The 23513-nt window shown below is 72.9% G+C and carries 24 protein-coding genes and 1 tRNA gene; 9 read left to right on the forward strand and 16 right to left on the reverse strand.

Annotated elements, in window-relative coordinates; translation table 11 throughout:
* The first annotated feature begins 123 nt into the window (after positions 1–123).
* Positions 124–735, forward strand: a complete 612-nt coding sequence (locus ACIQPQ_RS00450; protein WP_401297809.1) for a histidine phosphatase family protein — start codon at positions 124–126, stop codon at positions 733–735.
* Positions 736–790: 55 nt separating this feature from the next.
* On the opposite strand, the gene ACIQPQ_RS00455 is transcribed toward ACIQPQ_RS00450, so the two are convergent.
* Positions 791–2365, reverse strand: coding sequence for a hypothetical protein (locus ACIQPQ_RS00455; RefSeq protein WP_401297811.1), 1575 nt, complete (start codon positions 2363–2365; stop codon positions 791–793).
* Between the two features lie 262 nt (positions 2366–2627).
* Here ACIQPQ_RS00455 and ACIQPQ_RS00460 point away from each other — a divergent pair, with 262 nt between their 5' ends.
* Together ACIQPQ_RS00460 and ACIQPQ_RS00465 are read left to right on the forward strand one after the other, a co-directional pair.
* Positions 2628–3020, forward strand: coding sequence for a hypothetical protein (locus ACIQPQ_RS00460; protein ID WP_401297814.1), 393 nt, complete (start codon positions 2628–2630; stop codon positions 3018–3020).
* Between the two features lie 89 nt (positions 3021–3109).
* Positions 3110–3979: a spermidine synthase gene (locus tag ACIQPQ_RS00465; protein ID WP_401297817.1), complete on the forward strand. Its 870-nt coding sequence runs from the start codon at positions 3110–3112 to the stop codon at positions 3977–3979.
* Positions 3980–4005: 26 nt separating this feature from the next.
* Here the strand turns inward: ACIQPQ_RS00465 and ACIQPQ_RS00470 are convergent, their stop codons facing one another.
* Complete coding sequence (locus tag ACIQPQ_RS00470) at positions 4006–4587, reverse strand: hypothetical protein (protein WP_401297820.1); 582 nt, start codon at positions 4585–4587, stop codon at positions 4006–4008.
* A gap of 100 nt (positions 4588–4687) precedes the next feature.
* Here ACIQPQ_RS00470 and ACIQPQ_RS00475 point away from each other — a divergent pair, with 100 nt between their 5' ends.
* Both ACIQPQ_RS00475 and ACIQPQ_RS00480 read left to right on the forward strand, forming a co-directional pair.
* Positions 4688–5437 (forward strand): response regulator transcription factor, encoded by a 750-nt coding sequence (locus tag ACIQPQ_RS00475; RefSeq protein ID WP_401297823.1) that lies wholly within the window; start codon positions 4688–4690, stop codon positions 5435–5437.
* On the forward strand, positions 5434–6873 hold the full coding sequence (locus ACIQPQ_RS00480; protein WP_401297826.1) for an ATP-binding protein: 1440 nt from the start codon (positions 5434–5436) through the stop codon (positions 6871–6873). Before ACIQPQ_RS00475 ends, ACIQPQ_RS00480 begins: the two co-directional genes overlap by 4 nt.
* Positions 6874–7065: 192 nt before the next feature.
* On the opposite strand, the gene ACIQPQ_RS00485 is transcribed toward ACIQPQ_RS00480, so the two are convergent.
* From ACIQPQ_RS00485 to ACIQPQ_RS00500, 4 genes are all read right to left on the reverse strand, one after another.
* A complete protein-coding gene (locus tag ACIQPQ_RS00485; protein ID WP_383768087.1) occupies positions 7066–8502 on the reverse strand; it encodes a GH1 family beta-glucosidase in 1437 nt (478 codons plus the stop codon).
* Positions 8503–8852: 350 nt separating this feature from the next.
* Complete coding sequence (locus ACIQPQ_RS00490; protein WP_383768085.1) at positions 8853–9767, reverse strand: carbohydrate ABC transporter permease; 915 nt, start codon at positions 9765–9767, stop codon at positions 8853–8855.
* A 10-nt stretch (positions 9768–9777) separates the two neighbouring features.
* On the reverse strand, positions 9778–10788 hold the full coding sequence (locus ACIQPQ_RS00495; protein ID WP_401297829.1) for a carbohydrate ABC transporter permease: 1011 nt from the start codon (positions 10786–10788) through the stop codon (positions 9778–9780).
* Between the two features lie 5 nt (positions 10789–10793).
* On the reverse strand, positions 10794–12119 hold the full coding sequence (locus ACIQPQ_RS00500; protein WP_401297832.1) for an ABC transporter substrate-binding protein: 1326 nt from the start codon (positions 12117–12119) through the stop codon (positions 10794–10796).
* Positions 12120–12832: 713 nt separating this feature from the next.
* Between ACIQPQ_RS00500 and ACIQPQ_RS00505 the strand changes: the two genes are divergently transcribed.
* A complete protein-coding gene (locus ACIQPQ_RS00505; protein ID WP_401297834.1) occupies positions 12833–13888 on the forward strand; it encodes a LacI family DNA-binding transcriptional regulator in 1056 nt (351 codons plus the stop codon).
* 128 nt (positions 13889–14016) lie between these two features.
* Here the strand turns inward: ACIQPQ_RS00505 and ACIQPQ_RS00510 are convergent, their stop codons facing one another.
* Positions 14017–14619, reverse strand: coding sequence for a TetR/AcrR family transcriptional regulator (locus tag ACIQPQ_RS00510; protein ID WP_401297837.1), 603 nt, complete (start codon positions 14617–14619; stop codon positions 14017–14019).
* Positions 14620–14716: 97 nt separating this feature from the next.
* Between ACIQPQ_RS00510 and ACIQPQ_RS00515 the strand changes: the two genes are divergently transcribed.
* Positions 14717–15163, forward strand: coding sequence for an anthrone oxygenase family protein (locus ACIQPQ_RS00515; protein ID WP_401297840.1), 447 nt, complete (start codon positions 14717–14719; stop codon positions 15161–15163).
* Positions 15164–15219: 56 nt separating this feature from the next.
* Here the strand turns inward: ACIQPQ_RS00515 and ACIQPQ_RS00520 are convergent, their stop codons facing one another.
* The 9 genes from ACIQPQ_RS00520 to ACIQPQ_RS00560 form a co-directional block, all read right to left on the reverse strand.
* The gene (locus ACIQPQ_RS00520; protein WP_401297842.1) at positions 15220–15732 is read right to left on the reverse strand and encodes a GNAT family N-acetyltransferase; all 513 of its coding nucleotides are present in this window, start codon (positions 15730–15732) and stop codon (positions 15220–15222) included.
* A 281-nt stretch (positions 15733–16013) separates the two neighbouring features.
* The gene (locus ACIQPQ_RS00525) at positions 16014–16409 is read right to left on the reverse strand and encodes a hypothetical protein (protein WP_401297845.1); all 396 of its coding nucleotides are present in this window, start codon (positions 16407–16409) and stop codon (positions 16014–16016) included.
* A gap of 84 nt (positions 16410–16493) precedes the next feature.
* Positions 16494–16826 carry a hypothetical protein gene (locus ACIQPQ_RS00530; RefSeq protein ID WP_401297848.1) on the reverse strand — a complete coding sequence of 111 codons (333 nt, stop codon included), beginning with the start codon at positions 16824–16826 and terminating at the stop codon, positions 16494–16496.
* Between the two features lie 160 nt (positions 16827–16986).
* Positions 16987–17835, reverse strand: a complete 849-nt coding sequence (locus ACIQPQ_RS00535; protein WP_401297850.1) for a helix-turn-helix domain-containing protein — start codon at positions 17833–17835, stop codon at positions 16987–16989.
* 10 nt (positions 17836–17845) lie between these two features.
* On the reverse strand, positions 17846–18568 hold the full coding sequence (locus tag ACIQPQ_RS00540; RefSeq protein ID WP_401297852.1) for a DUF6879 family protein: 723 nt from the start codon (positions 18566–18568) through the stop codon (positions 17846–17848).
* Positions 18569–18683: 115 nt separating this feature from the next.
* Positions 18684–18756: transfer RNA gene (locus ACIQPQ_RS00545), tRNA-His, on the reverse strand.
* Positions 18757–18838: 82 nt separating this feature from the next.
* On the reverse strand, positions 18839–19441 hold the full coding sequence (gene orn, locus ACIQPQ_RS00550) for an oligoribonuclease (protein ID WP_383768054.1): 603 nt from the start codon (positions 19439–19441) through the stop codon (positions 18839–18841).
* A gap of 191 nt (positions 19442–19632) precedes the next feature.
* Entirely contained in the window at positions 19633–20913 is a 1281-nt protein-coding gene (locus tag ACIQPQ_RS00555) for a helix-turn-helix domain-containing protein (RefSeq protein WP_401297855.1), read from the reverse strand.
* A gap of 387 nt (positions 20914–21300) precedes the next feature.
* Positions 21301–21636, reverse strand: a complete 336-nt coding sequence (locus ACIQPQ_RS00560) for a hypothetical protein (RefSeq protein WP_401299536.1) — start codon at positions 21634–21636, stop codon at positions 21301–21303.
* Positions 21637–22162: 526 nt separating this feature from the next.
* Here ACIQPQ_RS00560 and ACIQPQ_RS00565 point away from each other — a divergent pair.
* Both ACIQPQ_RS00565 and ACIQPQ_RS00570 read left to right on the forward strand, forming a co-directional pair.
* Positions 22163–22690: a universal stress protein gene (locus tag ACIQPQ_RS00565; protein ID WP_383768049.1), complete on the forward strand. Its 528-nt coding sequence runs from the start codon at positions 22163–22165 to the stop codon at positions 22688–22690.
* Between the two features lie 147 nt (positions 22691–22837).
* Entirely contained in the window at positions 22838–23416 is a 579-nt protein-coding gene (locus tag ACIQPQ_RS00570; RefSeq protein ID WP_383768047.1) for a GPR1/FUN34/YaaH family transporter, read from the forward strand.
* Positions 23417–23513 lie beyond the last annotated feature (97 nt).

The raw sequence follows: 23513 nt of genomic DNA on the forward strand, positions 1-23513 counted from the left end.
AAAGCGCCCGAACGGGACGCCCCCGGCCCTCAAAGACGCCGGGATCGCCCGCCGGGTTGCCCCTGATCAGAGTGCGCGATGATGGAGGTGTCCCGCTCCCGATTTCCCCCGGAAGGCATTCCCATGGCACCGCGCATCCTGCTGGCCCGGCACGGACAGACGCAGTGGTCGCTGTCCGGCAAGCACACCGGCAGGACCGACGTGCCCCTCCTGGCGGAGGGCCGGCGCGGCGCCGCCCTGCTCGGGGAGCGGCTGCGCCGCGCGCCGTTCGACGGGCTGCCCGGTGTCGAGGTCCGCACCAGCCCGCTGTCGCGCGCGCGGGACACGTGCGACCTGGCGGGCTTCGGCGACCGGGCCACCGACTGGGACGCCCTCCTGGAGTTCGACTACGGCGCGTACGAGGGCATGACGCCCGCCGAGATCCAGGCCGTCCGCCCCGGCTGGCTGATCTGGCGGGACGGCGTGCCCGGCGGCGAGAGCCTCGCGGAGGTCGCCGCGCGCGCGGACGAGGTGGTCGCCTGGGCCCGCTCCGCCGACCGTGACGTCCTGGTCTTCGCCCACGGCCACATCCTGCGCTCCATAGGCGCCCGCTGGCTCGGCGAGCCCCTGGACTTCGCGGCCCGCATCCGCCTGAACCCCACCTCCCTGTCCGTCCTGGGCTGGGCCTACGGCGAACCGGCCATCGACAGCTGGAACGACCTCGGCCACCTGGACCTGGCGGGCGAGGCGGCCTGAGCGCGCGCGGGGCGCGTGACGCGCGCGTGCTCCACGTGACGCGCGCGGCCGTGGCTCACACCCGCCGGGGCACCGAGGAGTGGCGCTCCAGGAACTCGGAGACGCCCGAGGCGCGGCGGTGCGGGAGCAGCACGCGCGCGGTGCCCGCCAGCATCGTCTGGATGCGGGACGACTGGACCTGGTCGAGCAGGTCCAGGACGCGCATCCCGGCCGCCGCCGCCTCGTCGGGGTGGCCGCCGCGCGCGAGGTCGTCGGCCAGCTCCGCCGTGTAGAGGGCGATGTTGCGGGTGAAGTGGGGGTCCTGGAGGCGTGCCGCCCGCCGCGCGTGCCGGGCCGCGCGCGGCCAGTCGCCCAGCGTGGACCAGCACTGCGCCTCCAGGCCCGCCAGCTCCGCGTCGCCGTAGAAGCTCATCCACTCGGGGTCGGCGTCCGAGGGGCCCCGCCCGTACAGGGCGTGCGCGCGGGCGAGCGCCTGCTCGCAGCCGGTGCGGTCGGCGAGCCCGGCCCAGCCGCCCGCCTCGCGCAGCGCGAGCAGCGACATCAGCCGGGCCGAGCCCAGCGGGCGCGCGACGCGCTGGGCGGCCTGCGCCGCGCGCACGGCCTCCCGGGGGCGGCCCGCGTCGCGCGCGAGGAACGCCGTGTTGCAGAAGGCGTGCGCCTCCAGGGCGTCGTCCCCGGCGGTCCGGGCGGTGGCGAGCGCCTCGGCGTAGTGCGAGCGCGCGTCGTCGAACCGGCCCGAGTCGTGGGCCAGCCAGCCCACCGAGATGGCCAGCTCCCCGGCGCCGGAGTGGAGCCGGTCGGCGGTGCTCTGCCGGACCGTACCGGCGTCCAGCAGCGCGTAGGCGGCGCGCAGGGGTGCCGCCGCGCGCCGGTAGAGGCCGTCGGCGCCGTGCCGGTCGTCCAGCAGCCGAATACGGCGGACCGCCTCCTCCAGGGCGCTCGCCTCGCCTCTTCCGACGCGCCGGGTACGGCGTTGCGCCGCCGACGCGTCCGGGGCGATCGCGAGCGGGCCCAGGGTGGCGGCGGCCACGGTGGCGCCCCCGCCGGTCATGAATGCGCGACGCAGCACGTCGCTCTCCTCGTCGTTGTGGTGCGTGTCGTACAGGTGGTGCGGATCGGGCAAGGGGTGGAGCGGGTGGCGCGGACGCACCGGGTGGTGCGCGTGGGGCGGGTCCTGCGGGTCGTACGGTGCCCGGGGGTCCTGCGGCGCCTGCGGGCCGTACGACCGCCCGGTCCCGGCGGACGCCTGCGCCCCGTACGCCTCCCGCATCCCATACGGATGCCGCACCCCCGGCGTCTCACACTCCCCGTCGGTGGTGTTCCCGGCGGCGCGCGCCCCCCGGCCCCGGACGGTCGAGCGGGGCGCGAAGCCGAGGTCGGTGAGCGTGCGGCCGGGGAACATGTGCAGGAACACCCGCTCGTAGGCGTAGTTGGGACAGCGGATCTCGCCCGCCTCGACGCGGCCGATGTAGCGCGCGTCGCAACTGACCCGCTCGCCGATCTCGCGCGCGGCCCTGCGGACCAGGGCGGCGAACTCGGCCGGTGAGCGCTGTCCGCGCAGGTGCCGGAAGGCGAGGTTCGGCCGTGCTGGCCGGTTGGGCCGGGGTGGGGGCACCGTCGACGACGCCATGGCCGGGTCCTCTCGTGCGAACCGTCGAACCACGCCGGACCAGGGACGGGCCGACCGGGACGCCGGTCCGATCACCCTGGTGCGGCGGGCATGAACGTACCCGCTGTGATCGGGGCGGCACGCGGTGTTTGGCTACAAACCGGATATCTCATCCGAGATCTGCCATGAACTGCCATCCTTTGCGGCGTACTTCCGCCGTAGCCCTTGACGGCCTCACGCGTTGTACCCGCCGGACCGTGAAGTGGCTGCGATGGAGGCCCGGATGGAGACCAGCCGGAGCGACGGCTCCCCCCTGTCGTGCGGACCCGCGTGCGACCTCGTGACCGTGCCGACGCGGCACGGGCTGGAGGCCGTCGACATCCTGCGCCGGGGCGCCGGGGAGGGCGAGACGGTCGGCCCCGTCCTCCACGACGACGGACACGACACCCTCGGCTTCCTGGTGCCGCCCGGCACCGCCGCCGCGTGGGACGTCCCCGGCAGCACCTGTACGGAGACCGACGGCCGGGGCCTGAGACTCGCCCCCGAACCGCCGGTCGAGGGCTCGGACTGGCTCCTGCCGCCCGGCGAGGCGGACCTCGCGACCGATCCGGCCGTCCTCCAGCGGGCGCTCGGCGAGGCCGCCCGCCTGATCGAGGCGGCCGACAGCTGCCGCTGAGCGGCACCCGGCGACCCGCGCCGCCCGGCCGGCCGCGCCGCCCCGCCACCGGTGCGGCGGCACCTCCCGGCGGCTGCGAAAATGCCCTCATGGCACGGTCCAGGAACTCCCGGCGCGCACGCGACACCGACTTGGTGGTCGCCGAACCGGTCGACGGCGGACTCGCCCAGCTCGTGCCCGACCGCGACCGCCCGCGGGCCTGGACGCTGCTCATCGACGGGGCGCCCCAGTCCCACGTCGACCTCGACGACCCGACGTACCTCTCCTTCGAGTACCAGCGGCGGATCGGGCACGTCATCGACCTCGCCGCGCCGCCCGGCCGCCCCCTGCGCGCCGTGCACCTCGGCGGCGGCGCCCTCACCCTCGCCCGGTACGTCGCCGCGACCCGCCCCCGCTCCACCCAGCAGGTCGTCGAGCGGGACGCCGCCCTCGTCCACCTGGTCCGCCGCGCACTCCCCCTCGACCCCGGCGCGCGCGTCCGGGTCCGTACGGCCGACGCGCGCGAGGGACTCGCCAAGGTGCCGGACGGCTGGGCCGACCTGGTCGTCGCCGACGTCTTCAGCGGCGCCCGCACCCCCGCCCATCTGACCTCGACGGAGTTCCTCGACGAGGTCCGCCGCGCCCTCGCCCCCGGCGGGCTCTACGCCGCGAACCTCGCCGACGGCCCGCCCCTCGGCCACCTGCGCGGCCAGATCGCCACCGCCGCCGCCCGCTTCGCGCACCTCGCCCTCGTCGCCGACCCGGCCGTCCTGCGCGGCAGACGGTTCGGCAACGCCGTGCTCGTCGCCTCCGCCGGGACGCTGCCGACCGACGGACTGACCCGCAGGGCCGCCTCCGACCCGCACCCCGCGCGCGTCGAGCACGGCAGGGCGCTCACCGACTTCACCGGCGGCGCCGCCCCCGTCCGGGACGCCTCGGCGGTCGCCTCACCGGCCCCGCCGCCCTCGGTATTCCACTGATCGGTACGTGTGATCAGTACGGGTGATCAGTACGTGTTGACCTCCACCCGCGGCGGGCCGTCGTGCCAGGTGCAGAACACCGACACCCGGTCCGCGCCCGAGGCGAACTCCACCCGGATCCACGACTCCGTCTTCCACACCTGCATCGACCAGCCCGCGCCCGGCGTCGCCGACACCAGCGCCGCGGACGCCGTACCGATGTCGAACAGCACGCGCCCGCCTTCGGTGTCGTAGCTCTTCACCTCACCGGACGGCCCCTTGGACGCCGGTGGTGCGGAAGGGGAGGGCGTGCCCCGCGTCGGGCCCGGCGACGCGGAGGGCGCGGGGCCGTCGGACGCCGACGAGCCGGGCGGGACGGCGGGGCCCGCCGAACCGTCCGGGTCCGGGGCCGCCGACGCGGCGGGGGAGCCCGAGGGCGCGGCGGGGGACGACGCGTCCGGCCGCCCCGCGCCGCCGTCCGGCCGCGCCTCGGCGGCCGCCAACGGCACGGCCCGCGGCGGGTCGTAGGCCGTGCCCGCCATGACCGTGTGGACACCCCACCACGACAGGGTGACCGCCGCGCCCGTGGCGAGCAGCCAGGCCAGTACGAGTACGAGTCCTCTGCGCATCGCGGGCCATCCTGCCCCACCGGGACCACCCGTTGTCCACAGGCGGGGAGTTGTCCACAGGCCCGGATGCGGCTCCGCGGCATGGCGTACGGTGCGGCGCATGGCAAGTGTGCTCGTGGTCGAGGACGACCCCTTCGTGCGGTCCGCGCTCATCCGGCACCTGACCGAGGCCGCGCACACCGTGCGCAGCGTCGGGACGGCGCTGGAGGCGCTGCGCGAGGTCGCCCATCTCCGCTTCGACCTGGTCGTGCTGGACCTCGGACTGCCCGACCTGGACGGCTCCGAGGCCCTCAAGATGCTGCGCGGCATCACCGACGTGCCCGTCATCATCGCGACCGCCCGCGACGACGAGACGGAGATCGTCCGCCTGCTCAACGCGGGCGCGGACGACTACCTCACCAAGCCGTTCTCCGTGGAGCACCTCTCCGCCCGGATGGCGGCCGTCCTGCGCCGCTCCCGCGCGACCGCCGGGGAGCCACCGCCCTCCGAGGTGCTGCGGGTGGGCGGGCTGACCGTCGACCCGCTGCGCCGCCAGGCCGAGCTGGACGGCGTCCGACTCGACCTCACCCGCCGCGAGTTCGACCTGCTGGCCTTCCTCGCGGGCCGCCCCGGCGTCGTCGTCCCCCGCCGCGAACTCCTCGCCGAGGTCTGGCAGCAGTCCTACGGCGACGACCAGACCATCGACGTCCATCTCTCCTGGCTGCGCCGGAAACTGGGGGAGACGGCGGCCCGCCCCCGCTATCTGCGCACCCTGCGCGGCGTGGGCGTGAAACTGGAACCGCCCCTGGAGGAGACCCGGTTCGGCGAGGCGCCCGCCGGGGGCCCGCCCGCGGGGGAGGCACCGCGATGAGGTGGGCGCTGGTCAGGGTCTGTCTGGCGGTCACCACCATGGTCGTGGTGGCCTTCGCCGTCCCGCTCGGCCTGGTCATCAAGGAGATGGTCCGCGACCGCGCCTTCTCCAACGCCGAACGGGAGGCCGCCGTCGTGGTGCCCGCCCTCTCCATCACCACCGACCGCGACCAGTTGGAGCGGGTGGTGGCCGCCGCGGGCTCCGACGACGGCATGGCCCTGCACCTCCCCGCCGGGGACGGCCGCCCCGCCCTCGACCTCGGGCGGCAGCGGGCCGCCGACGCCGACATCGCCGCCGTCCGCGCGCTGGGCCGGGCCTCCACCGCCGAGGTCCCCGGCGGCTCCGCCCTGCTCCAGCCCGTCGCCCTCGGCCTCGGCACCGCGGTCGTGGAGGTCTACGTCCCCGAGTCGGAGACCGGCCACGGCGTCGGCACCGCCTGGGCGGTCCTCGCGGCCGTCGGCGCCGCCCTCGTCGTCGGCTCGGTCGCCGTCGCCGACCGGCTCGGCGTCCGCATGGTGCGCCCCGCCCGGCGCCTCGGCGAGGGGGCGCGCGCCCTGGGCGAGGGGAAGCTCGGCGCGCGCGTCCCCGAGGACGGGCCGAGCGAACTGCGGCGCGCGGCCGTCGCGTTCAACTCCATGGCCGACCAGGTCGTCCAACTCCTGGCGAACGAGAGGGAGCTGGCCGCCGACCTCTCCCACCGGCTGCGCACCCCGCTGACCGTGCTGCGGCTCAACGCGGCCTCCCTCGGCGACTCCCCGGCCGCCGACCAGACCCGGGCCGCCGTCGCCCAGTTGGAGAGGGAGGTCGACACCATCATCCGTACCGCGCGGGAGGCCAAGCCGCAGACCGCCGCCGCCGGGCCGGGCGCCGGGTGCGACGCCGCCGAGGTGGTCCGGGAGCGGATGGCGTTCTGGTCGGCGCTCGCCGAGGACGAGGACCGCAAGGTCCGGGTCGCCGGGGTCGACCGCCCGGTCCGTATCCCCGTGGCCCGCGCCGACCTCGCCGCCGCCCTCGACGCCCTCCTCGGCAACGTCTTCCGGCACACCCCGGAGCGCACCGCCTTCGCGGTCGACGTGCACGACGCCGAGGACGCGGTGATCGTCCTCGTCTCGGACGCAGGGCCCGGGATAGCCGACCCCGAGGCCGCGATGGCGCGCGGGCGCGGCTCGGGCAGCGCGGGCTCGACCGGCCTGGGGCTGGACATCGTGCGGCGGCTCGCGGAAGCCACCGGCGGGGACGTCCGGATCGGCTCGTCCGTGCTGGGCGGCACCGAGGTGCGGATCTGGATCCAGACCGACGGCGTCGGCGTCGGCGAAGGCCGGGCCGGGACGGGCGGCGGCCGGAACCCGGCGCGCGCGGGCCACCGCGGCGCCGGCGGTCTCCGAAGACGCAGACCGGGCCGGTCGCTCCCGGGCGCCCGCCGCTCGGGCCCCTGACGGCCGCAGGCCGTGTGCGGGCGGACGTGGGGACGGGCGCGGTCCGCCCCCCCGGCGGCACACCGCGCCCGTCACCTCGTCTCACGTCACCTCAGGTCACCCTGACGGCACCACCGGCCGGGGTGGACGCGGGAGCCCCGCCCGGGGACGCCCGTGCCCGCCCGTCGTACCGCGGCGGCCGACCGTGTCCGTTCAGGCGCTCTCCAGCTCCGGCAGGGTGCCCGACTTGGCCGCCCGGCTGTACCAGAGGGCGCTGGACTTCGGGGTCCGCTCCTGCGTCGCGTAGTCCACGTACACCGCGCCGAACCGCTTCTCGTAGCCGTACGCCCACTCGAAGTTGTCCAGCAGGGACCACAGGTAGTAGCCGCGCACGTCGGCGCCGTCGGCGATGGCGCGGCGTACGGCGTGCAGGTGGCCGTGGAGGTAGGCGATGCGCTCGGGGTCGTGGACGCGGCCCTCCGGGTCGGGCTTGTCGTCGTAGGCGGCGCCGTTCTCGGTGATGTAGAGCGGCAGGCCGGGGGCGTCGCGGGTGTAGCGCATCAGGAGGTCGTACAGCCCGGTCGGGTCGATGGTCCAGCCCATCTCGGTGCGGTCGCCCGGCGTCTGGTGGAAGGCGACGCCGTCCGCGCCGGGCCAGGGGGAGTGCTCGCTGGCGCCGTGGCCGTCGGCGCCGTGGCTCTTGGCGTCGGGATCGGCGGCGGAGACCAGGGTGGGCGTGTAGTAGTTCAGGCCCAGCGCGTCCAGCGGCTGGTGGGCGGTGGCGAGGTCGCCGTCGAGGACGTACGACCAGTCGGTGATCGACGCGGTCGCCTCGAACAGCGTCTCCGGGTAGGCGCCGCGCAGGATCGGGCCGTGGAAGACGCCGTTGGCGAGGTCGTCGATGGTGCGGGCGGCGACCAGGTCGGCGGGCGACTGCGACACCGGCCGCACGACGGCCGAGTTGAGGCTGATCGCCACCTGGTTGCGGGCGGGCATCACCGAGCGCAGCGCGGTCGTCCCCAGACCGTGCGCCAGGTTGAGGTGGTGGGCGGCGCGCAGCGAGGCGGCCGGGTCGGTGCGGCCGGGGGCGTGCACGCCGGACGCGTAGCCGAGGAAGGCGCTGCACCAGGGCTCGTTGAGGGTGATCCAGCGTTCGACGCGGTCGCCGAGCGCCTCGCCGACGATGCGCGCGTACTCGGCGAACCGGTGGGCGGTGTCCCGCTCCGGCCAGCCGCCCGCGTCCTCCAGTTCCTGCGGGAGGTCCCAGTGGTAGAGGGTGACGGCGGGCTGGATGCCGGCGGCGAGCAGTTCGTCGACCAGCTTGCGGTAGAAGTCCAGGCCGCGCTGGACGGCCGGTCCGCGCCCGGTGGGCTGCACCCGCGACCAGGAGACGGAGAAGCGGTACGACGTCAGGCCCAGGTCGGCCATGAGCGCGACGTCGTCGCGGTAGCGGTGGTAGTGGTCGACAGCGATGTCACCGGTCTCGCCACCGGCGGTCTTGCCGGGGGTGTGGCTGAAGGTGTCCCAGATGGAGGGCGTGCGGCCGTCCTCCCGCACCGCCCCCTCGATCTGGTACGCGGACGTCGCGGCGCCCCAGTGGAAGCCGGCGGGGAAGGTCACCGGGTTGGCCGGCTGTGCGGACTCAGTCATGGAAGCGCTCCCATGGGTGGTCGTCGAGGTCTTCGAGACCGACGGAGGATGAGGAAGGAAGAAGGAGAGGAAGGGGAGAGGAGAGAAGGGGGAGAGGGAAGGCGAGAAGGGGGAAGGGGCGGTGGGCGGGGAGAGAAGGCGGTGGTGGGGCCGGAGCTTCGATGACCCGGCCCCGCGCGAAGCAGGAGGCGCCGTCGCACGCAGTGCGGACCGCCCGCCGTACCGACCGCGCGCCACACGCATCACACGCATCGCGCATCACGCGCCACACGCATCGCGCGCCACACGCCCCGCGCGCCACCCGCACCGCACGCGGCACTCACGCCCCGCGCGCCCCCGCCGGGCGGTCGTCAGCCCTTCACGGCGCCCTGCATGATGCCGCCCACGATCTGCTTGCCGAAGATCGCGAACACCAGCAGCAGCGGGAGGGTGCCGAGGAGTGCGCCCGCCATGATCAGGGACTGGTCGGGGGTGTACCCGCGGCCGAGTCCCGCGACCGCCACCTGCACGGTCGGGTTGCCGGTCTGGCTCAGGACGAGGAACGGCCAGAGGAAGTCGTTCCAGGTCTGCACGAACATCAGCATGCCGAGCACGGCCATCGCCGGGCGGGCCGCGGGGAACACCACGTGCCACACCACCCGCCAGCTGCTGGCGCCGTCGACCCGGGCCGCCTCGATGATCTCGTCCGGCAGCGCCTGGATCAGGTACTGCCGCATGAAGAACACGCCGAACGCGCTCACCAGCGAAGGCAGGATGACCGCCTGGAGCTGGTCGGTCCACTCCAGCTTGGCGACCAGCATGTAGAGCGGGATCACGCTGAGCTGCGGCGGCACCATCATGGTGCCGATCACGATCAGCATGAGGGCGCCCCGCCCCCGGAAGCGCAGTTTGGCGAAGGCGAACCCGGCGATCGTCGACAGGATCACGATGGTGACGGCCGAAGTCCCCGCCACGATCGTGGTGTTGACGAAGGCCTTGCCGAGGTTGGCGTCGTTCCAGGCCACGTCCAGGTTGCGGAAGAGGTTGGAGCCGAACCAGAACGGCGGCGGGTTCTGGGCCAGCCGGTTGTTGTCGCGGGAGGCGGCGATCGCCGTCCACACCAGCGGGAACAGCGAGCCCAGGGTGAACACGGCGAGGATCACGTACGCGATCGGTCCCGCGTGCATCTGTCCGCCCGCGCGGGCCGACCTGGACCGCAGGACGCGGCCCCGGGGGGTCTTGCGCGGCTCGGTCTCCGGCTCCGGCGGAGTCAGTGTCGTCGTCACGGCCGTACTCCTAACTACTGGCGCGCAGCCGGCGCGAGATGACGTAGTTGACGATGCCGATCACGATCAGGATCAGGAACATCGTCCAGGCGATCGCGGAGGCGCGGCCCAGGTGCTGGTTCACCCAGCCCTGCTCGTAGAGGTAGAGGCCCAGCGTCTGGAACTGGTGCTCCGCGCCGCCGGACGCCCCCTTGTTGGCGTCGAACAGCAGCGGTTCGCCGAAGACCTGGCTGGCGCCGATCGTGGAGACGACCACCGTGAAGAGGATCGTCGGGCGCAGCGCGGGCAGCGTGACGTGGAGGAACTGCTGCCAGCGGCTGGCGCCGTCCAGCGCCGCCGACTCGTAGAGGTCCTGCGGGATCGCCTGCATCGCGGCCAGGTAGATCAGCGCGTTGTAGCCGGTCCAGCGCCAGATGATGATCGAGGAGACGGCTATCTGGGACGGCCAGCGGTCGTTCTGCCAGTCGACCGGGCTGATCCCGACCAGGTCCAGGCCCCAGTTGATCATGCCGTAGTCACGGCCGAAGAGCAGGACGAAGACGAGGGAGGCGGCGGCGATGGAGGTCGCGTACGGCGCGAGCATCGCGACGCGGTAGAACGTCGAGGCGCGCAGCCGGTAGTTGAGGATGTGCGCGAGGCCCATCGCCATCAACAACTGCGGCACGGTCGAGATGATGCCGATGGTCAGCGTGTTCTTCGCCGCGTTCCAGAAGAAGTCGTCGTCGAAGATCCGCGTGTAGTTGCGCAGCCCCACCCAGTTCATGTCGGTGGGCGCGGTCATCTCCACCTGGTGCAGCGAGGCCCACCCGGTGTAGATCAGCGGGAACAGCCCGAACGCCAGGAACAGCAGGAAGAACGGGGAGACGAAGGCGTACGGGCTCCAGCGGATGTCGCGCTGCCAGCGCCGGGAGAGCCGGGCGCGGCGCCTGATGTCCGCCTCGGTGGGCCCGGCCTGCGGGCGGCCCGGGGCCGCGCCCCCCTCCTTCGAGGGGGGCGCGGCGGTGTCGTGGCGAGTGGCCATGCGGGTCACTTGTCCAGGTTGTTGTCGATGGTCTTCGTCGCCGTCTCCCAGGCCTCCTCGGGCGACTTGCCCTTGGTGACGAGGATGACGCCGTTGTCGGCGAGGCCCTGGCCGATGATCTGGTCCTTCGGGCCGATCACCTGGACCGGGGCGGCCTTGGCGGCCTCGGCGAAGATGGTCCCGATCGGGGCTTCACCGGTCATCTCGTTCTTGGCGCCGGTGACTTCGGGCATCGTGTACGTGCTGGGCGCGCTCGGGAAGGAGCCCTGCACCTTGAACAGCTTGGCCTGCTGGGCGGGCGCGGTGAGCCAGGCGGCGAGCTTCTCCGCCTCCTTCACGTTCTTGCCGCTGGACGGGACGGAGAGGAACGACCCGCCCCAGTTCGCGGACTTGGGCGCCACGGCCACGTCCCACTTGCCGGCCGACTCGGGCTTCGACTTGCCCTTGATGTAGCCGAGCATCCACGGCGGGCACGCCATCGCGGCGAACTTGCTGTTGGCGATGCTGGTGTCCCAGGCGGGCTGGAACTGGGTCTGGTTGCCGACCAGGCCCTCCTCGGCGGCCTTCGCGGTGAGGTCGAAGGCCGCCTTCACCGCCGGGTTGGTCTTGTAGATGACCTTGCCGGAGGAGTCGTAGAAGCGCTCCGACTCGCTGCCGAGGATCGCGCTCAGCAGGCCGCCGGGGGAGTCCGCGAAGGTGGTGCCCTTGGGCGCCTTCGCCTTGTACTGCTCGCCGACGTCGACGAACTTGTTCCAGTCGCCCGCCCAGAGCTTGCCGACCTCGGCGCGGTCGGTGGGCAGACCGGCGGCCTTGAAGAGGTCCGTGCGGTAGCAGATGGCCATCGGGCCGACGTCCGTGCCGAAACCGATCGTCTTGCCGTCCTGGGTGGTGGCCTGCGCCCACTTCCAGTCGAGCCAGTCGCTCTTGTTCACACCCGAAACCTTGGACAGGTCCTGGAACTTGCCCGCCTGGGTGGCGACGACCTCGGCGATGTTGCCGACCTCGACCGCCTGGATGTCCTGGAGCCCGCTGTTGGTCGTGAGGTGGTTGACCAGCGCGGGGTAGTAGTTCTCGTTCCGCTCGGTGACGTTCTCGGCGATCTTGATGTTCGGGTTGAGCTTCTCGTACTCGTCGTAGAGCCCGGCCTCCTTGAAGCCGAACGTGCCGAAGAGCCCGAGCGTGATCGTGGTCTTGCCCTTGCCGCCGGACGACGAGTTGTCGGAACCCCCGTCTCCACCGTCGTCGGCACAGCCGGCCAGCAGCCCGGCGCCCAGCGTCGCCACCGTCGCCAGGACCACTACCCGTCGCGAGTTTCGGGTACGTGCTCGCATTGCGTCCTCCTGTTGCCCTGACGTGCCGACCCCCCGGCCAACTGCATTGTTGGGCCCGTTAGTTTCTCGCTGCGGCTCGGGCGGGGAACGTGCGGGATGTGTATGTGTCAGGTACCGTGGGAGCGCTCCCACAAGTGATGTGTTGAAGAGTCGCGGGTTCGGGCGGGGGTGTCAAGGGTGGGAGCGCGAGGAGATGCGTTCAGTTATCCGGCTGTTAACTAAGCCGACGAGGCGACGCTTTTCGGCCGCCCCGGATGCCCGGGGGTCCGTGGTATCACGGGTCGGGGGTGGGGGTGGAGGGGTTCGGAGGGGGTCCTTCCGGGGGGCTTGCGGAGCCTTCTTCCGAGGGCGCGCGGGTTGCGCGGGTTCCGCGCCGTGCCGTGGGCGGGGGCCCCGGACCGGGCCGCGAACCCGTATCGGACCTGCACCCCACCTCGGACCTGCACTCCACCTCGTACCGGACCCGTATCGACCCCGTACCGACCAGCTTCCACCCCCGTACCGACCAGCTTCCGCCCCCCGTGCCGACCAGGTTCCGCCCCCGTCCGGATCGGGCGGAACTCCTGGCCACGACCGTCGGACCGGCTGTGACTGTTACATTCCAGGCCGGAGCAGGATGACCGGATGAGCAGGACCGGAAAGCGCTGACATGACCGGTGCGCACGACGGGACCGGCGCGACCGGCGCGAGACGACCGCGGGAAGGCGGAGCCCATGGCAAGCCACGGAGCGCGGGGACGGAGCGGTGGCCGCCCGACCCTGGAGGAGGTCGCCGCGCGCGCCGGCGTGGGCCGCGGGACGGTCTCCCGGGTGATCAACGGCTCGCCGCGGGTCAGCGACGCGACCCGGGCCGCCGTGGAGGCGGCCGTCGCCGAACTGGGCTACGTCCCCAACACGGCCGCCCGCGCGCTGGCGGCGAACCGTACGGACGCGATCGCCCTGGTCGTGCCCGAGCCGGAGACGCGGTTCTTCAACGAGCCGTACTTCTCGGAGATCCTCCGCGGCGTCGGGGCCGAACTGGGCGACACCGAGATGCAGTTGCTGCTGATCTTCGCGGGCAGCGACCGGGAGCGGCGCCGACTCGCGCAGTACCTGGCCGCGCACCGGGTCGACGGCGTGCTGCTGGTCTCCGTCCACGCCAACGACCCGCTGCCCGACCTGCTGGCCCAGTTGGAGATCCCGGCGGTGATCAGCGGCCCGCGCTCGGCCGCGGAGACCCTGCCCTCGGTGGACTCCGACAACTACGGCGGCGCGCGGTCGGCGGTCGAGCACCTGCTGGCACGGGGTGCCCGCACCATCGCCCACATCACCGGCCGCCTCGACGTGTACGGCGCGCAGCGGCGCCTCGACGGCTACCGTGACGCCCTGCGCGACGCGGGCCACCCGCCGGACGAACGCCTCATCGCGGCGGGCGACTTCACCGAGGAGGGCGGCCACCGCGCGATGACCGAGCTGCTGGCCCGCAACCCCGACCTGGACGCGGTGTTCGCGGGCTCCGACCCGATGGCGGCCGGTGCCCGCCAGGCGCTGCGCGAGGCGGGCCGCCGCGTGCCCGACGACATCGCGCTGGTCGGCTACGACGACTCCGCCATCGCCCGCCACATGGACCCGCCGCTGTCCAGCGTCCGCCAGCCCATCGAGGAGATGGGCCGCCGCATGCTGGACCTCCTCCTCGCCGAGATCGCCGACCGCCGCCCGGCGGTCTCCCGCGGCCTGGAACGCCGCCAGGTGGTCCTGGCGACGGAACTGGTGGAGCGGGCGTCGTCGTAGGCGCGTACGCGTGGAGTCCCGTACGCCGGTTGCGTGACGCCGGTGTGCCCGTACGCCGGTTGCCTGACGCAGGTGTGCCCGTGCGCCGGTAGCCCCGATGCCCCGCCGTCGGGGCGGCCGTCCGCGGATCAGATCCGGGCGAGCCGGTCCACCAGCAGCTCCACCCTGCGCGCGGTGTCCTCCGGCGGGAGCCGTCGGGCCCGGGTCAGGGTGGCGAGTCCGTGCAGGGCCGCCCAGAACACCTCGGTGAACAGCCCCGGATGGACGTCGTCCCCGGCCACGTCGCCAAGGCTCTCCAGCAGGGCGGCGAAGGCGTCCTTGAGCGGCTCCGGGGTCTCCTCGGCGGCGAAGGCCAGACCGCCGTCGAGCTGGAACAGGGCGTCGTAGACCGCCGGATTCTCTGCGGCGAAGTCGAGGTAGGCGCGGGCGAGGGCGGTGACGCGGGCGCGGGTGCGGGTGCTGTCCGCGGCGGAGGTCGCGGAGACGGCGGAGGTGGCGGCCCGCAGCGCCGCGGCCATGTCGATGGCGCCTTCGAGGGCGACGGCGCCGATGATCTCGCGTTTGCCGCGGAAGTGGCTGTAGAGGACGGGCTGGCTGTACTCGATGCGCTCGGCGAGCCGACGGGTGGTGACCGCGTCCCAGCCCTGCTGCTCGGCGAGTTCGCGGGCGGTCGCCACGATGAGACGTTCGCGCTCCGCCCGTTCGCGCTGTTTGCGTTCCTGTACCGACATGACGGAATCCTAGCATCGCTAGACAATCAAGCGGCAGTAGGTCTAGCGTTGCCACATCACCTAGCAGCGCTAGATTCAATGCTCGTGGGGAGTCGTCATGCTCGACGCACTTGAGGTGTTCACCACCGTCTCCGTCGGCGTGATGGTGGGGGTGGAGTTCTCGGTCGCCTTCGTCATCAACCCGATCCTCAACGCCCTTCCCGAGGACAGCGGCCAGCTCGGCCGCGCCCACGGAGGCCGGATGCTCGGGGCGGTGATGCCGGTCTGGTACATCACGTCGCTCGTGCTGGTCGCGGTCTGGGCGGTGGCCCGCCGGGACCACGACGGCACGGGCCTGGTCGTCACGGCGGGCGCGTTGCTGCTGCTCAGCGTGGTCATGTCGGTCCTGCTGCTCGTCCCGATCAACAACCGGGGCAAGACCTGGACCCCCGACAACCGCCCCGACGACTGGAAGGAACAGATGAACCGCTGGGACCGCTTCCACTACGCCCGCGTCGCGGTCATCATCGCCGCCTTCACCCTCCTGGTCACGGCCCTGACATGAGCCGCCGACCCGTCACGGGTCCGGTGCCACGCGCTCCCCGCTCTCCGGGCGGCGGTCTAGGACCGCCACCGCACCTCCCCGTCCTGCGTCTCCTCCGTCGCGGACAGGCCCGCCGCCGTGGCGACCGCCGCTGACGCGTGGTGGTCGGGATGGATGTGGGCGACGACCGTACGGACGCCCCGCGTGCGCAGATGGGCGACGAGTCCCCGGGCCGCCTCGGAGGCGATGCCGCGGCCCTGCCAGGGCGTGCCGATCACCCACGCGACCTCGGCCAGGCGGCCGCCCTCCGTGACGGTCGCCTGGACGGTGCCGACCGCGCGGGCGTCGCCCCGTTGCCGTACGACCCAGTTCCACCACGTCTCCCCGGGATCGGGCGACCCTGCGACAAGCCGCTCGTAGCGGGCGCGCAGGGCCTCGGCGCCGCTGGGAGCACCGCCGATGAAGACGTGCAGCGCCGGGTCGCCCAGCACCTCCGCCATCTCCTCGGCGTCGGCGACCCGGAGGGGGAGCAGATCGAGACGCGGCGTACGGAACGGCTCGGCGGGAGGTGGGGGAGGGGAAGCGGGCAAGGGGAGGGTCCGTCCTCGGGGTGTGTGACCTGGTGCGGGATCTCTGAGGAGGATGTCAGAGGCTGTCCGTTGCCGTGGAACAGTCCTCTGGAGCAGCCCCTGAGGGTGCGGAGTCAGGGTCTCGTCACGGCTTGCGCGGTACCACGAAGCCGCGTACCGGCCGCTCTTCTCGTGGGCTGCGTGAGTCCGGCCGCCGCGCACGCTTCCACGCCGCGACCAGTTCCGCGTACCGCGGGTCGATCCACTCGGGCATGGCCACCTCCGGTCGTCAGGCTACGTCGTCACGCGACCGGTGGTTCGGGCTTCGGCATCGGGCGGATCGTGCACTCCGGCGCGTGCTGGCACTTCGCCGCCACCGAGACCAGCGTCTCGTCGGACGGTGGTCCCCACAGCTCGGGGTCCGCTTCCCAGCCGAGGGCCGCGATGGCCTCACGGGTCCGGTCCAGGATCAGGGGGTCGTAGTGGGTGGGGCCGACACCGGAGTTACGGGAGCAGGCGACGACGAACTTCAGGCCCTCCTCGACGATGCGCCCGGCCGTCTCGCCGGTCATCCGGGGGTTGGCGTCCATTACGGTGCGGCGGCAGCCGGCGAACCGGTCGTCGGTGACGAGCGTGCGGGCCGCAGCCGGTAAAGGTCGTGGGGGCATGGGACCGGGGCCGGGCAGGGTTACGCCCATGGACTTCTCCTCGGGGGGCGATGGGGCGGGGGGAGAGAGTCGGCCCGGCCGGGATACACCGACCGAGCCGACGGGGAGCCGGGCTCAGTGGCGTCGTCGGCCGTGGCGGACGATCCGGTACAGGGCCACACCGGTCTCGCAGCGCCCGCCGACCTCGGCGCACCGCTCACAGCCCCCCGCGTGCTCGAACAGCGCCTGGAGCGCGACCGTCGACGCGTGTCCCGCGCACGCCCGGGGGTACCAGTACGTCCCGTCCGGCAGCCGCTGTTCGCCCAGGTCCACGGCCGTCTCGGGGGTGAGGCGCTCGCCGCCCCAGAGACAGTCGGCGCCGCGCGCCCGGTCGGATGTGATGTCGCTGACGGGAGGGAGCGGCAGGGCCGCGAACGCCTCGGGTGGCGTGTCGATCGTGGTGGTCATCCGTCACTCCGCAGGGGGTCGCGGCGCTCCGAGTCCCTGTGCTGCCTCTTCCAGGCGGGTGCCATGAGGTTCATGACCAGGACCGTAGATCTCACCAGAACGCGATCGCCCCCTGATTGCGTCGGATTGCGACCGCCGAGGTCGCGCTTGCGCCGATTGGCTACGCGAGGTTCAGCGACGCCCGCGCGCGTCCGACCAGACGGCGGGCCGTCACCCCGTACTCCGCCGACTCGTTCAGCCAGTCCCATGCCCGCAGATACAGCCGGACGTCCTCGTCCGCCGTCAGCCACAGCTCCTCGCTGATCGTCTCCACGATCACCAGGCCCTTGTCATAGATCCAGAACGCGTGGGGTGCTGTGCGCCTCAGTTGGGTGCCGAAGGGCAGGATGCCCACCTCGACCCGCTGTCGGCCGACGAGGTTGTAGAGCCGGTCGAGTTGCTCCGCCATGACGTCGGCCGGGCAGGACCGGTGGTAGAGGGCGGCTTCGCAGATCAGGAACTTGAAGGACTTGCCCGGCTCGTACAGGGCGTCCTGGCGCCGCATCCGTGCCTGGACGGCGGCGTCCGTCGTGGGCGCGATACCGCGGAACTCGGCGTTGCTGTCGAAGACGACCCGGGCGTATTCCGGGGTCTGGAACAGGCCCGGTACGCGGCTGACCTCGAGGCCGCGGATCTCGGTCGTCGCCTCGGTCTGCCGGACGGCGATCTCCTGGCGGGCGCGGTGGCCTCCGGCCAGTTGCCGCCGCCAGGACCGGTGCGGTATCCGCAGGTCCAGCGCGGCCAGCCTGCCGTGCAACTCGGTCTCGGCCTCGGGCTGTTCTACGGCCGTGGCCCACGCCGTGAGGTCGGCCCGGCTCGGGGTCTGTTTGCCGTTCTGCAGGCGCGAGACCTTCGAGGTCTGCCAGCCCAGCCGCGCGGCGAGGTCCTTGCCACCGAGACCGGACTCGACCCGCAGCTCGCGCAGGCGCGCGCCGAGGGTCTCGCGGGCGGTCTGGAAGTCGCTGCTCACATGGTCGACGCTACCCGCGCGCGCCGAACTGCGCAGCGGGCACCGCGTGATGCCAGGCCGCGTCCCGCGCCTGGCAGGCGGCGAGGACCTGGGCGGGGTCCTCGGTGACGTGGACGCCCAGGGTGGTGTCGGTGTCGTCGAACGCGAAGCGGGCGAGGAGGCGGGAGTCGAACAGCCAGAAGTCGTAGTCGGGCAGCCGCAGTTGTCGGGTCTGCGCACGGGTGAGGTAGCGGATGTCCTCCCCTGCATCGACGTTCGTGACGGCGCGCGCGAGGAGGAACCGCTGCCCCTGGGTGAAGGGTTCGTCGACCAAGCGCACCCGGGCGAATGTCTTCCCGGCCGACGTCTGCTCGGTCACGTTCCGCCGCCAGGCGTTGGGCGGTTCGGATGTGACGTCGTGGCCGTCGAGGAACCGCTGCCACAACGGCGAGTTGCGGTCGGAGGCGTAGCCCTGGCGGGTCTCCATCCGCCAGGCGGTGTGCCGGAATTCCGCGAAGAGGTGGGAGATCGAGGCGAACGGCTGGAGAGCGGGCGCCGTAGCCCGGGGCGCGTACCGGGCGAGGAGGTCGCGGGGCACCCGCACGAACGTCTCCGTCGGCTTGACGTCCCGCAGCTGGGCGAGGTGCTGGGGATCGGTCTCGGCGTCTCCCTGGACCAGGATCTCGTCCGTGCCCTTGATCTCGTACAGCGCTTGATCGCGCGAGAGAGGGAGAGATCGGCTCGTTGCGCGCAACCGGTACGGTGACCGCCGGGTGGGGGAGATGGGGGGCTGTTCCCACGGTGTTCCCACCGCTATCGGAAACATCAAGGGCCGACCCGCTTTCGCAGGTCGGCCCTTGATCATTCAGGGTGAGTGACGGGACTCGAACCCGCGGCATCCTGGACCACAACCAGGTGCTCTACCAGCTGAGCTACACCCACCATGACCGGCGATTCACTGAGTGGTTCACCGACCGGCCGAGAAAAAGTGTACAGGGTCGGGAGGGATGCTCGCGCACGCGTTTTACGGGGCGGGCAGGACGTGCTTCGCGGCGATCGTGCGGGCCGTGTCGGAGTCGGGGCCGGGCTGCGGGACGAAGATCGCCTCGCGGTAGTAGCGCAGTTCGGCGATGGACTCGCGGATGTCGGCGAGGGCGCGGTGGTTGCCGTTCTTCTCGGGGCTGTTGAAGTAGGCCCGCGGGAACCAGCGCCGGGCCAGTTCCTTGATCGAGGAGACATCGACGATGCGGTAGTGGAGGTAGCCCTCCAGCGCGGCCATGTCGCGGGCGAGGAAGCCGCGGTCGGTGCCGACGGAGTTTCCGCACAGGGGGGCCTTGCCGGGCTCCTTGACGTGCTCGCGGACGTAGGCGAGGACCTGCGCCTCGGCGTCGGCCAGGGTGGTGCCGCCGGCCAGTTCGTCCAGGAGGCCGGACGTGGTGTGCATCTGCCGCACCACCTCCGGCATGGTCTCCAGCGCGGCGTCCGGCGGCCGTACGACGATGTCGACCCCCTCGCCGAGGATGTTCAGCTCGGAGTCGGTGACGAGGGCGGCAACCTCGATGAGCGCGTCGTCCGACAGCGAGAGGCCGGTCATCTCGCAGTCGATCCACACCATGCGATCGTTCATGCGACCACCCTAAGGGCGAGGTCCGCCGACGCGATGCTCCCGGTGCGCATATATAAGGGGTGCCCCCATGGGGGCCGGTACGGGGGGGCCTGTACGGGGGCCTGTACGGGGGAGTGCGGACGAGGGGAGGGGGTGGGGGCGGCTCGGCCGTCCCCACCCCCTCCCCCCTGTTGTTCTTCTCCGCGCCGTGCCTACAGTCCCGTCCGCTGGCCCGGCAGGCCCGCGCGGGAGGCCGCGTAGGCGTCGCGGTCGCGGCCGTGGTCCGCCGACAGGGCCGCCGCGGGCTGCGGGGCCGAGCCGAGCGGGCCCGCGCCCGGACCCGTTCCGGCCGTACGCCGGATCTGCGGCGGCACCCCGGCCTCGGGGTGCAGCGTCGGACCGCCGCCCGGGACGTGGCCGGACGGCGCGGCCACCGGTGCGCTCGGCTCGGGGTCGACCGGCGGGCGTTCGCTCTGCGGCCGACGTGCCCGGTACGCCGCCCGGTACGCGGCCGGGGACGAGCCGAGCTGGCGCCGGAAGTGCCCGCGCAGGGCGACCGGCGAGCGGAAGCCGCAGCGTCCGGCGACCTCGTCGACGGAGTAGTCCGACGTCTCCAGCAGCCGTTGCGCCTGGAGCACCCGCTGGGTGATCAGCCACTGGAGCGGGGCGCTGCCCGTCAGCGACCGGAACCGGCGGTCGAAGGTCCGGCGGCTCATGTAGGCCCGCGCGGCCAGCGTCTCCACGTCGAACTGCTCGTGGAGGTGTTCCAGCGCCCAGGCGACGACCTCGGCCAGCGGGTCGGCGCCGATCTCCTCCGGCAGCGACCGGTCGAGGTAGCGCTCCTGCCCGCCCGATCGGCGCGGTGGGACCACGAGCCGACGGGCCAGCGCACCGGCCGCCTCGTTGCCGTGGTCCGTCCGCACGATGTGCAGACAGAGGTCGATCCCGGCCGCGGTTCCGGCCGACGTCAGCACATCGCCGTCGTCGACGAACAGCTCCCGCGGATCGACGTGCACCGACGGATAGCGCTTGGCCAGCGTCGGCGCGTACATCCAGTGCGTGGTGGCCGGGCGGCCGTCCAGCAGGCCCGCGGCGGCGAGTACGAACGCGCCGGTGCACAGGCCTACGATGCGGGCCCCCTCTTCGTGCGCCCGGCGGAGTGCGTCGAGCGCCTCCGCCGGCGGCGGGGAGGTGATCGAACGCCAGGCGGGCACGACGACGGTGCCCGCTCTGGATATCGCCTCCAGGCCGTGCGGCGCGGTGAGTTCCAGGCCCCCTGTGGTCCGCAGCGGGCCGTCCTCGCCGCCGCACACCAGCAAGCGGTAGCGCGGCACGCCGGCGTCCTGGCGGTCAATCCCGAACACCGACAGCGGAATGGAACTCTCGAAAATGGGGCCGCCGCTGAACAGCAGCACCGCGACGATCTCCTTGCGGCGTCGCCCGGACAGCTTCCGGGCCGCGGCTTCCGGCGCGGCAGTGGAGTCGTGGCTCATCCTGCTAAGCCCCCCTCGGTGGTCGCGGCTCCTTCAACCTTTCGGGTCTGTCGCTCCAACACGTTTCCCCTCGGTCCTGCACGAGTCCCCCGCCGTAGACAGTCAAGATCGAAATCTACTGTGTCGCGTGGTACCGGAGTGGCCAGTTCAGCACTCGGCACATTGTCGACATGGCAACTTGGCGTGAAGCATTCGATCACGAAGCGTTGCACTCGTGGGCCGTGCGGGGAAGTGCGCCTCGTGGCAGTGGCCAATCCACGTAGGGTGAAGAGGCCCTCCGGAGGCCCATCACCGCAGGTGGGAGCGGGTGAGGGGGGTGGTTTCCCGGCGGGAGGCGCGGTATCCGGAAGTTGGCTGAAAAGATGCGGCCGCGTGCGTGAAAACCGGTCAGTCGACCGGTGAGGTTCCGCCGCTGTGACGACTGCCACGGTGGCACCCCGTGCCGCTGTGCCGACTCCGCCCCCGGTGGGGCGCCTGGGCCGTGTGCGGCGCGGGGTACTCGACGGGCGACCGGGTCGCACACCGCTCTGACCGGGCCGCGCACCGCTCCGACCGGCGCAGCAGCAGCCGGCAGGCGGCGGTGACGGCGGCCAGGCCGAGCGCGGTGCCGGTGGCTCCGGCGAGCGAGGAGCCGTACCAGAGGAGGACGACCGGCACGAGGAGACAGGTGAAGACGGCCCAGCGGATCAGGTCCGTGGTCCGGTCGTCGGACGCGGTCGTCATCGTTGCCCCGGTCGCCCCGGTCGCCCCGGTCGCCCCGGTCGCCCCGGTCGCTGCGGTCGCCGCCGTCGCCGCGGTCGGCGCCGTCGCGGTCCGGGGCTCGTGCCCGGGGGCGCGGTGCGCGGAGGCGCGGGGGACGGGGTGGGCGGCGGGGTGCGGGGGTGCGGGGACGGCCGGGGGCGGGGCCGTGCGGGACGAGGGCATGGGGCGGGCTCCTCCCGGCGTACGAAAGGGGGTGTGGGGGCGGTCGTTCGCCGAGTACAACGCCTGTTCGGCCGGTCGGTCACTGGCCGGGAGACCCTCAGGTATGTGAATCCCGTGCGAACCGCCTGTACGGGGCAGCAACCATTGCGTTACGGGCGGCCCTCGTGCATGCTCCCTGGAACCCCCACGGACCGTGGGCGCGAACTGTGCCTTCGAAGCGTGGCGCCGTACCCTTGGGGGTATGGGGTTGGGAAGATGATTCCCGGACACGCTCCGCCGTTCACGCTCGTCCCACCCGTATAAGGATCAATACGCCGAGACAGCCATGGCCGGTCACGAATTCTTCGAACCAGCGGACCGCAAGCGGCCCGTCGCCGATCCCACGGCGGACGAGCCCCGGGCGGCGGAAGAGACACGTTCCTCCTGCGACCCCGCCTTCCAGCACGGTGTCGTCGTCGGCTTCGACGGCTCCACCTCCAGTGAACGCGCCCTCGCCTACGCCATCGGCATGGCCCACCGCTCCCGCGCGGGCCTGATCATCGTGCACGTCGCCAACCGGCTGCCCACCACGGTGTGGGCGGGCTGCGAGCCGCCCGTCTTCGTGGATGTGCCGGACCACCGCACCGAGGTGCTCGGCCTGGAACTGGCCTGCGCCGACTATCTCTCCGAGGTCCCCTGGATCCTCGTCGAGCGCGGCGGCGACATCTGCCACGAACTGGAGGAAGTGGGGCGGGAGTACGAGGCGGACGCCATCGTCGTCGGCTCCACCCACGGCATCGTCGGCCGTATCTTCGGGTCCGTCGCCGGGCGGCTCGCCAAGCGGGCGAAGCGGCCTGTCGTCGTCATCCCCTGACTCCCGTTCCTCCCAGGTGAGATCAGATCCGGGGGTCCGTCAACTCCCTTGTGCGCCACGCCAATCTACTGGCGCGTAGAGGTGTTTGTGTCCTTGTGAAGGGCATATACCGCTCACACAACTGCACAGGCATGAAGGGAGCCCGCCGTGGACAGTGACGTCTCCGCGGGAAGAACCACCACCTCCTCCGTCGTCGGCCGACTCGCCCTGGGAATCACCCTGTTGGCGTTCGGCCTCGGACACACCGCCGTCATCGACGGCGTGACGGCGGCCGACGCCGTCTCTCTCGCCCGGTACGTGGGCGGAGTCGCCCTCTTCCTCGCCGGACTCCTCGCGCTGCGCGACGGCGACACCGTCACCGGTACCGCCTTCTCGGTGGTCGGCGCGCTTTGGTTCACCTGGGCCGTCTCGGCCGGGGCACAGGTCTCCGAGAACGCGGCGGCGACGTTCCTGCTGCTCTTCGCGCTGGTCGCGCTGACGCTCGCCCTCGCGGTGCGCGAACAGCTCGACCAGGGGACGTACGGGCTGTTCGCGATCGCGCTGGTGCTGCTCGCGGTGGGGGTCCTCGCCGACAGCGGCGGGCTCGCCAAGGTGGGCGGCTGGGTCGCCGTCGCGGCGGGTGCGGTGGCCTGGTACGCGGGGGCGGCGGCTCTCGCGCAGTGGCCTACGGCGTTTGCGCGGGGGTCCGGGCGGGCCGGTCGGTCCGGGGTGACGGCTACGGGCTGACCGGTGGTCGCCGGGGGTGGGCTTGCCCCGGCGGTGGGACGGCCCCCCATGGGGTGGGGGGCCGTTCTGCGTGGTGCGGCGGCGCGGGGCGGTGGGG

It is taken from the genome of Streptomyces sp. NPDC091281 (genome assembly GCF_044757425.1).
Lineage (GTDB): Bacteria > Actinomycetota > Actinomycetes > Streptomycetales > Streptomycetaceae > Streptomyces.

Bases quoted from the DNA above. Each gene is read 5' to 3' on its own strand.
- ACIQPQ_RS00450 (WP_401297809.1), top strand. From the start codon at position 124: ATGGCACCGCGCATCCTGCTGGCCCGGCACGGACAGACGCAGTGGTCG.
- ACIQPQ_RS00470 (WP_401297820.1), bottom strand. From the start codon at position 4,587: ATGCGCAGAGGACTCGTACTCGTACTGGCCTGGCTGCTCGCCACGGGC.
- ACIQPQ_RS00510 (WP_401297837.1), bottom strand. From the start codon at position 14,619: ATGTCGGTACAGGAACGCAAACAGCGCGAACGGGCGGAGCGCGAACGT.
- ACIQPQ_RS00515 (WP_401297840.1), top strand. From the start codon at position 14,717: ATGCTCGACGCACTTGAGGTGTTCACCACCGTCTCCGTCGGCGTGATG.
- orn (WP_383768054.1), bottom strand. From the start codon at position 19,441: ATGAACGATCGCATGGTGTGGATCGACTGCGAGATGACCGGCCTCTCG.
- ACIQPQ_RS00485 (WP_383768087.1), bottom strand. From the start codon at position 8,502: ATGACTGAGTCCGCACAGCCGGCCAACCCGGTGACCTTCCCCGCCGGC.
- ACIQPQ_RS00505 (WP_401297834.1), top strand. From the start codon at position 12,833: ATGGCAAGCCACGGAGCGCGGGGACGGAGCGGTGGCCGCCCGACCCTG.
- ACIQPQ_RS00480 (WP_401297826.1), top strand. From the start codon at position 5,434: ATGAGGTGGGCGCTGGTCAGGGTCTGTCTGGCGGTCACCACCATGGTC.
- ACIQPQ_RS00565 (WP_383768049.1), top strand. From the start codon at position 22,163: ATGGCCGGTCACGAATTCTTCGAACCAGCGGACCGCAAGCGGCCCGTC.
- ACIQPQ_RS00460 (WP_401297814.1), top strand. From the start codon at position 2,628: ATGGAGACCAGCCGGAGCGACGGCTCCCCCCTGTCGTGCGGACCCGCG.
- ACIQPQ_RS00560 (WP_401299536.1), bottom strand. From the start codon at position 21,636: ATGACGACCGCGTCCGACGACCGGACCACGGACCTGATCCGCTGGGCC.
- ACIQPQ_RS00555 (WP_401297855.1), bottom strand. From the start codon at position 20,913: ATGAGCCACGACTCCACTGCCGCGCCGGAAGCCGCGGCCCGGAAGCTG.
- ACIQPQ_RS00530 (WP_401297848.1), bottom strand. From the start codon at position 16,826: ATGACCACCACGATCGACACGCCACCCGAGGCGTTCGCGGCCCTGCCG.
- ACIQPQ_RS00500 (WP_401297832.1), bottom strand. From the start codon at position 12,119: ATGCGAGCACGTACCCGAAACTCGCGACGGGTAGTGGTCCTGGCGACG.
- ACIQPQ_RS00465 (WP_401297817.1), top strand. From the start codon at position 3,110: ATGGCACGGTCCAGGAACTCCCGGCGCGCACGCGACACCGACTTGGTG.
- ACIQPQ_RS00475 (WP_401297823.1), top strand. From the start codon at position 4,688: ATGGCAAGTGTGCTCGTGGTCGAGGACGACCCCTTCGTGCGGTCCGCG.
- ACIQPQ_RS00495 (WP_401297829.1), bottom strand. From the start codon at position 10,788: ATGGCCACTCGCCACGACACCGCCGCGCCCCCCTCGAAGGAGGGGGGC.
- ACIQPQ_RS00455 (WP_401297811.1), bottom strand. From the start codon at position 2,365: ATGGCGTCGTCGACGGTGCCCCCACCCCGGCCCAACCGGCCAGCACGG.
- ACIQPQ_RS00525 (WP_401297845.1), bottom strand. From the start codon at position 16,409: ATGGGCGTAACCCTGCCCGGCCCCGGTCCCATGCCCCCACGACCTTTA.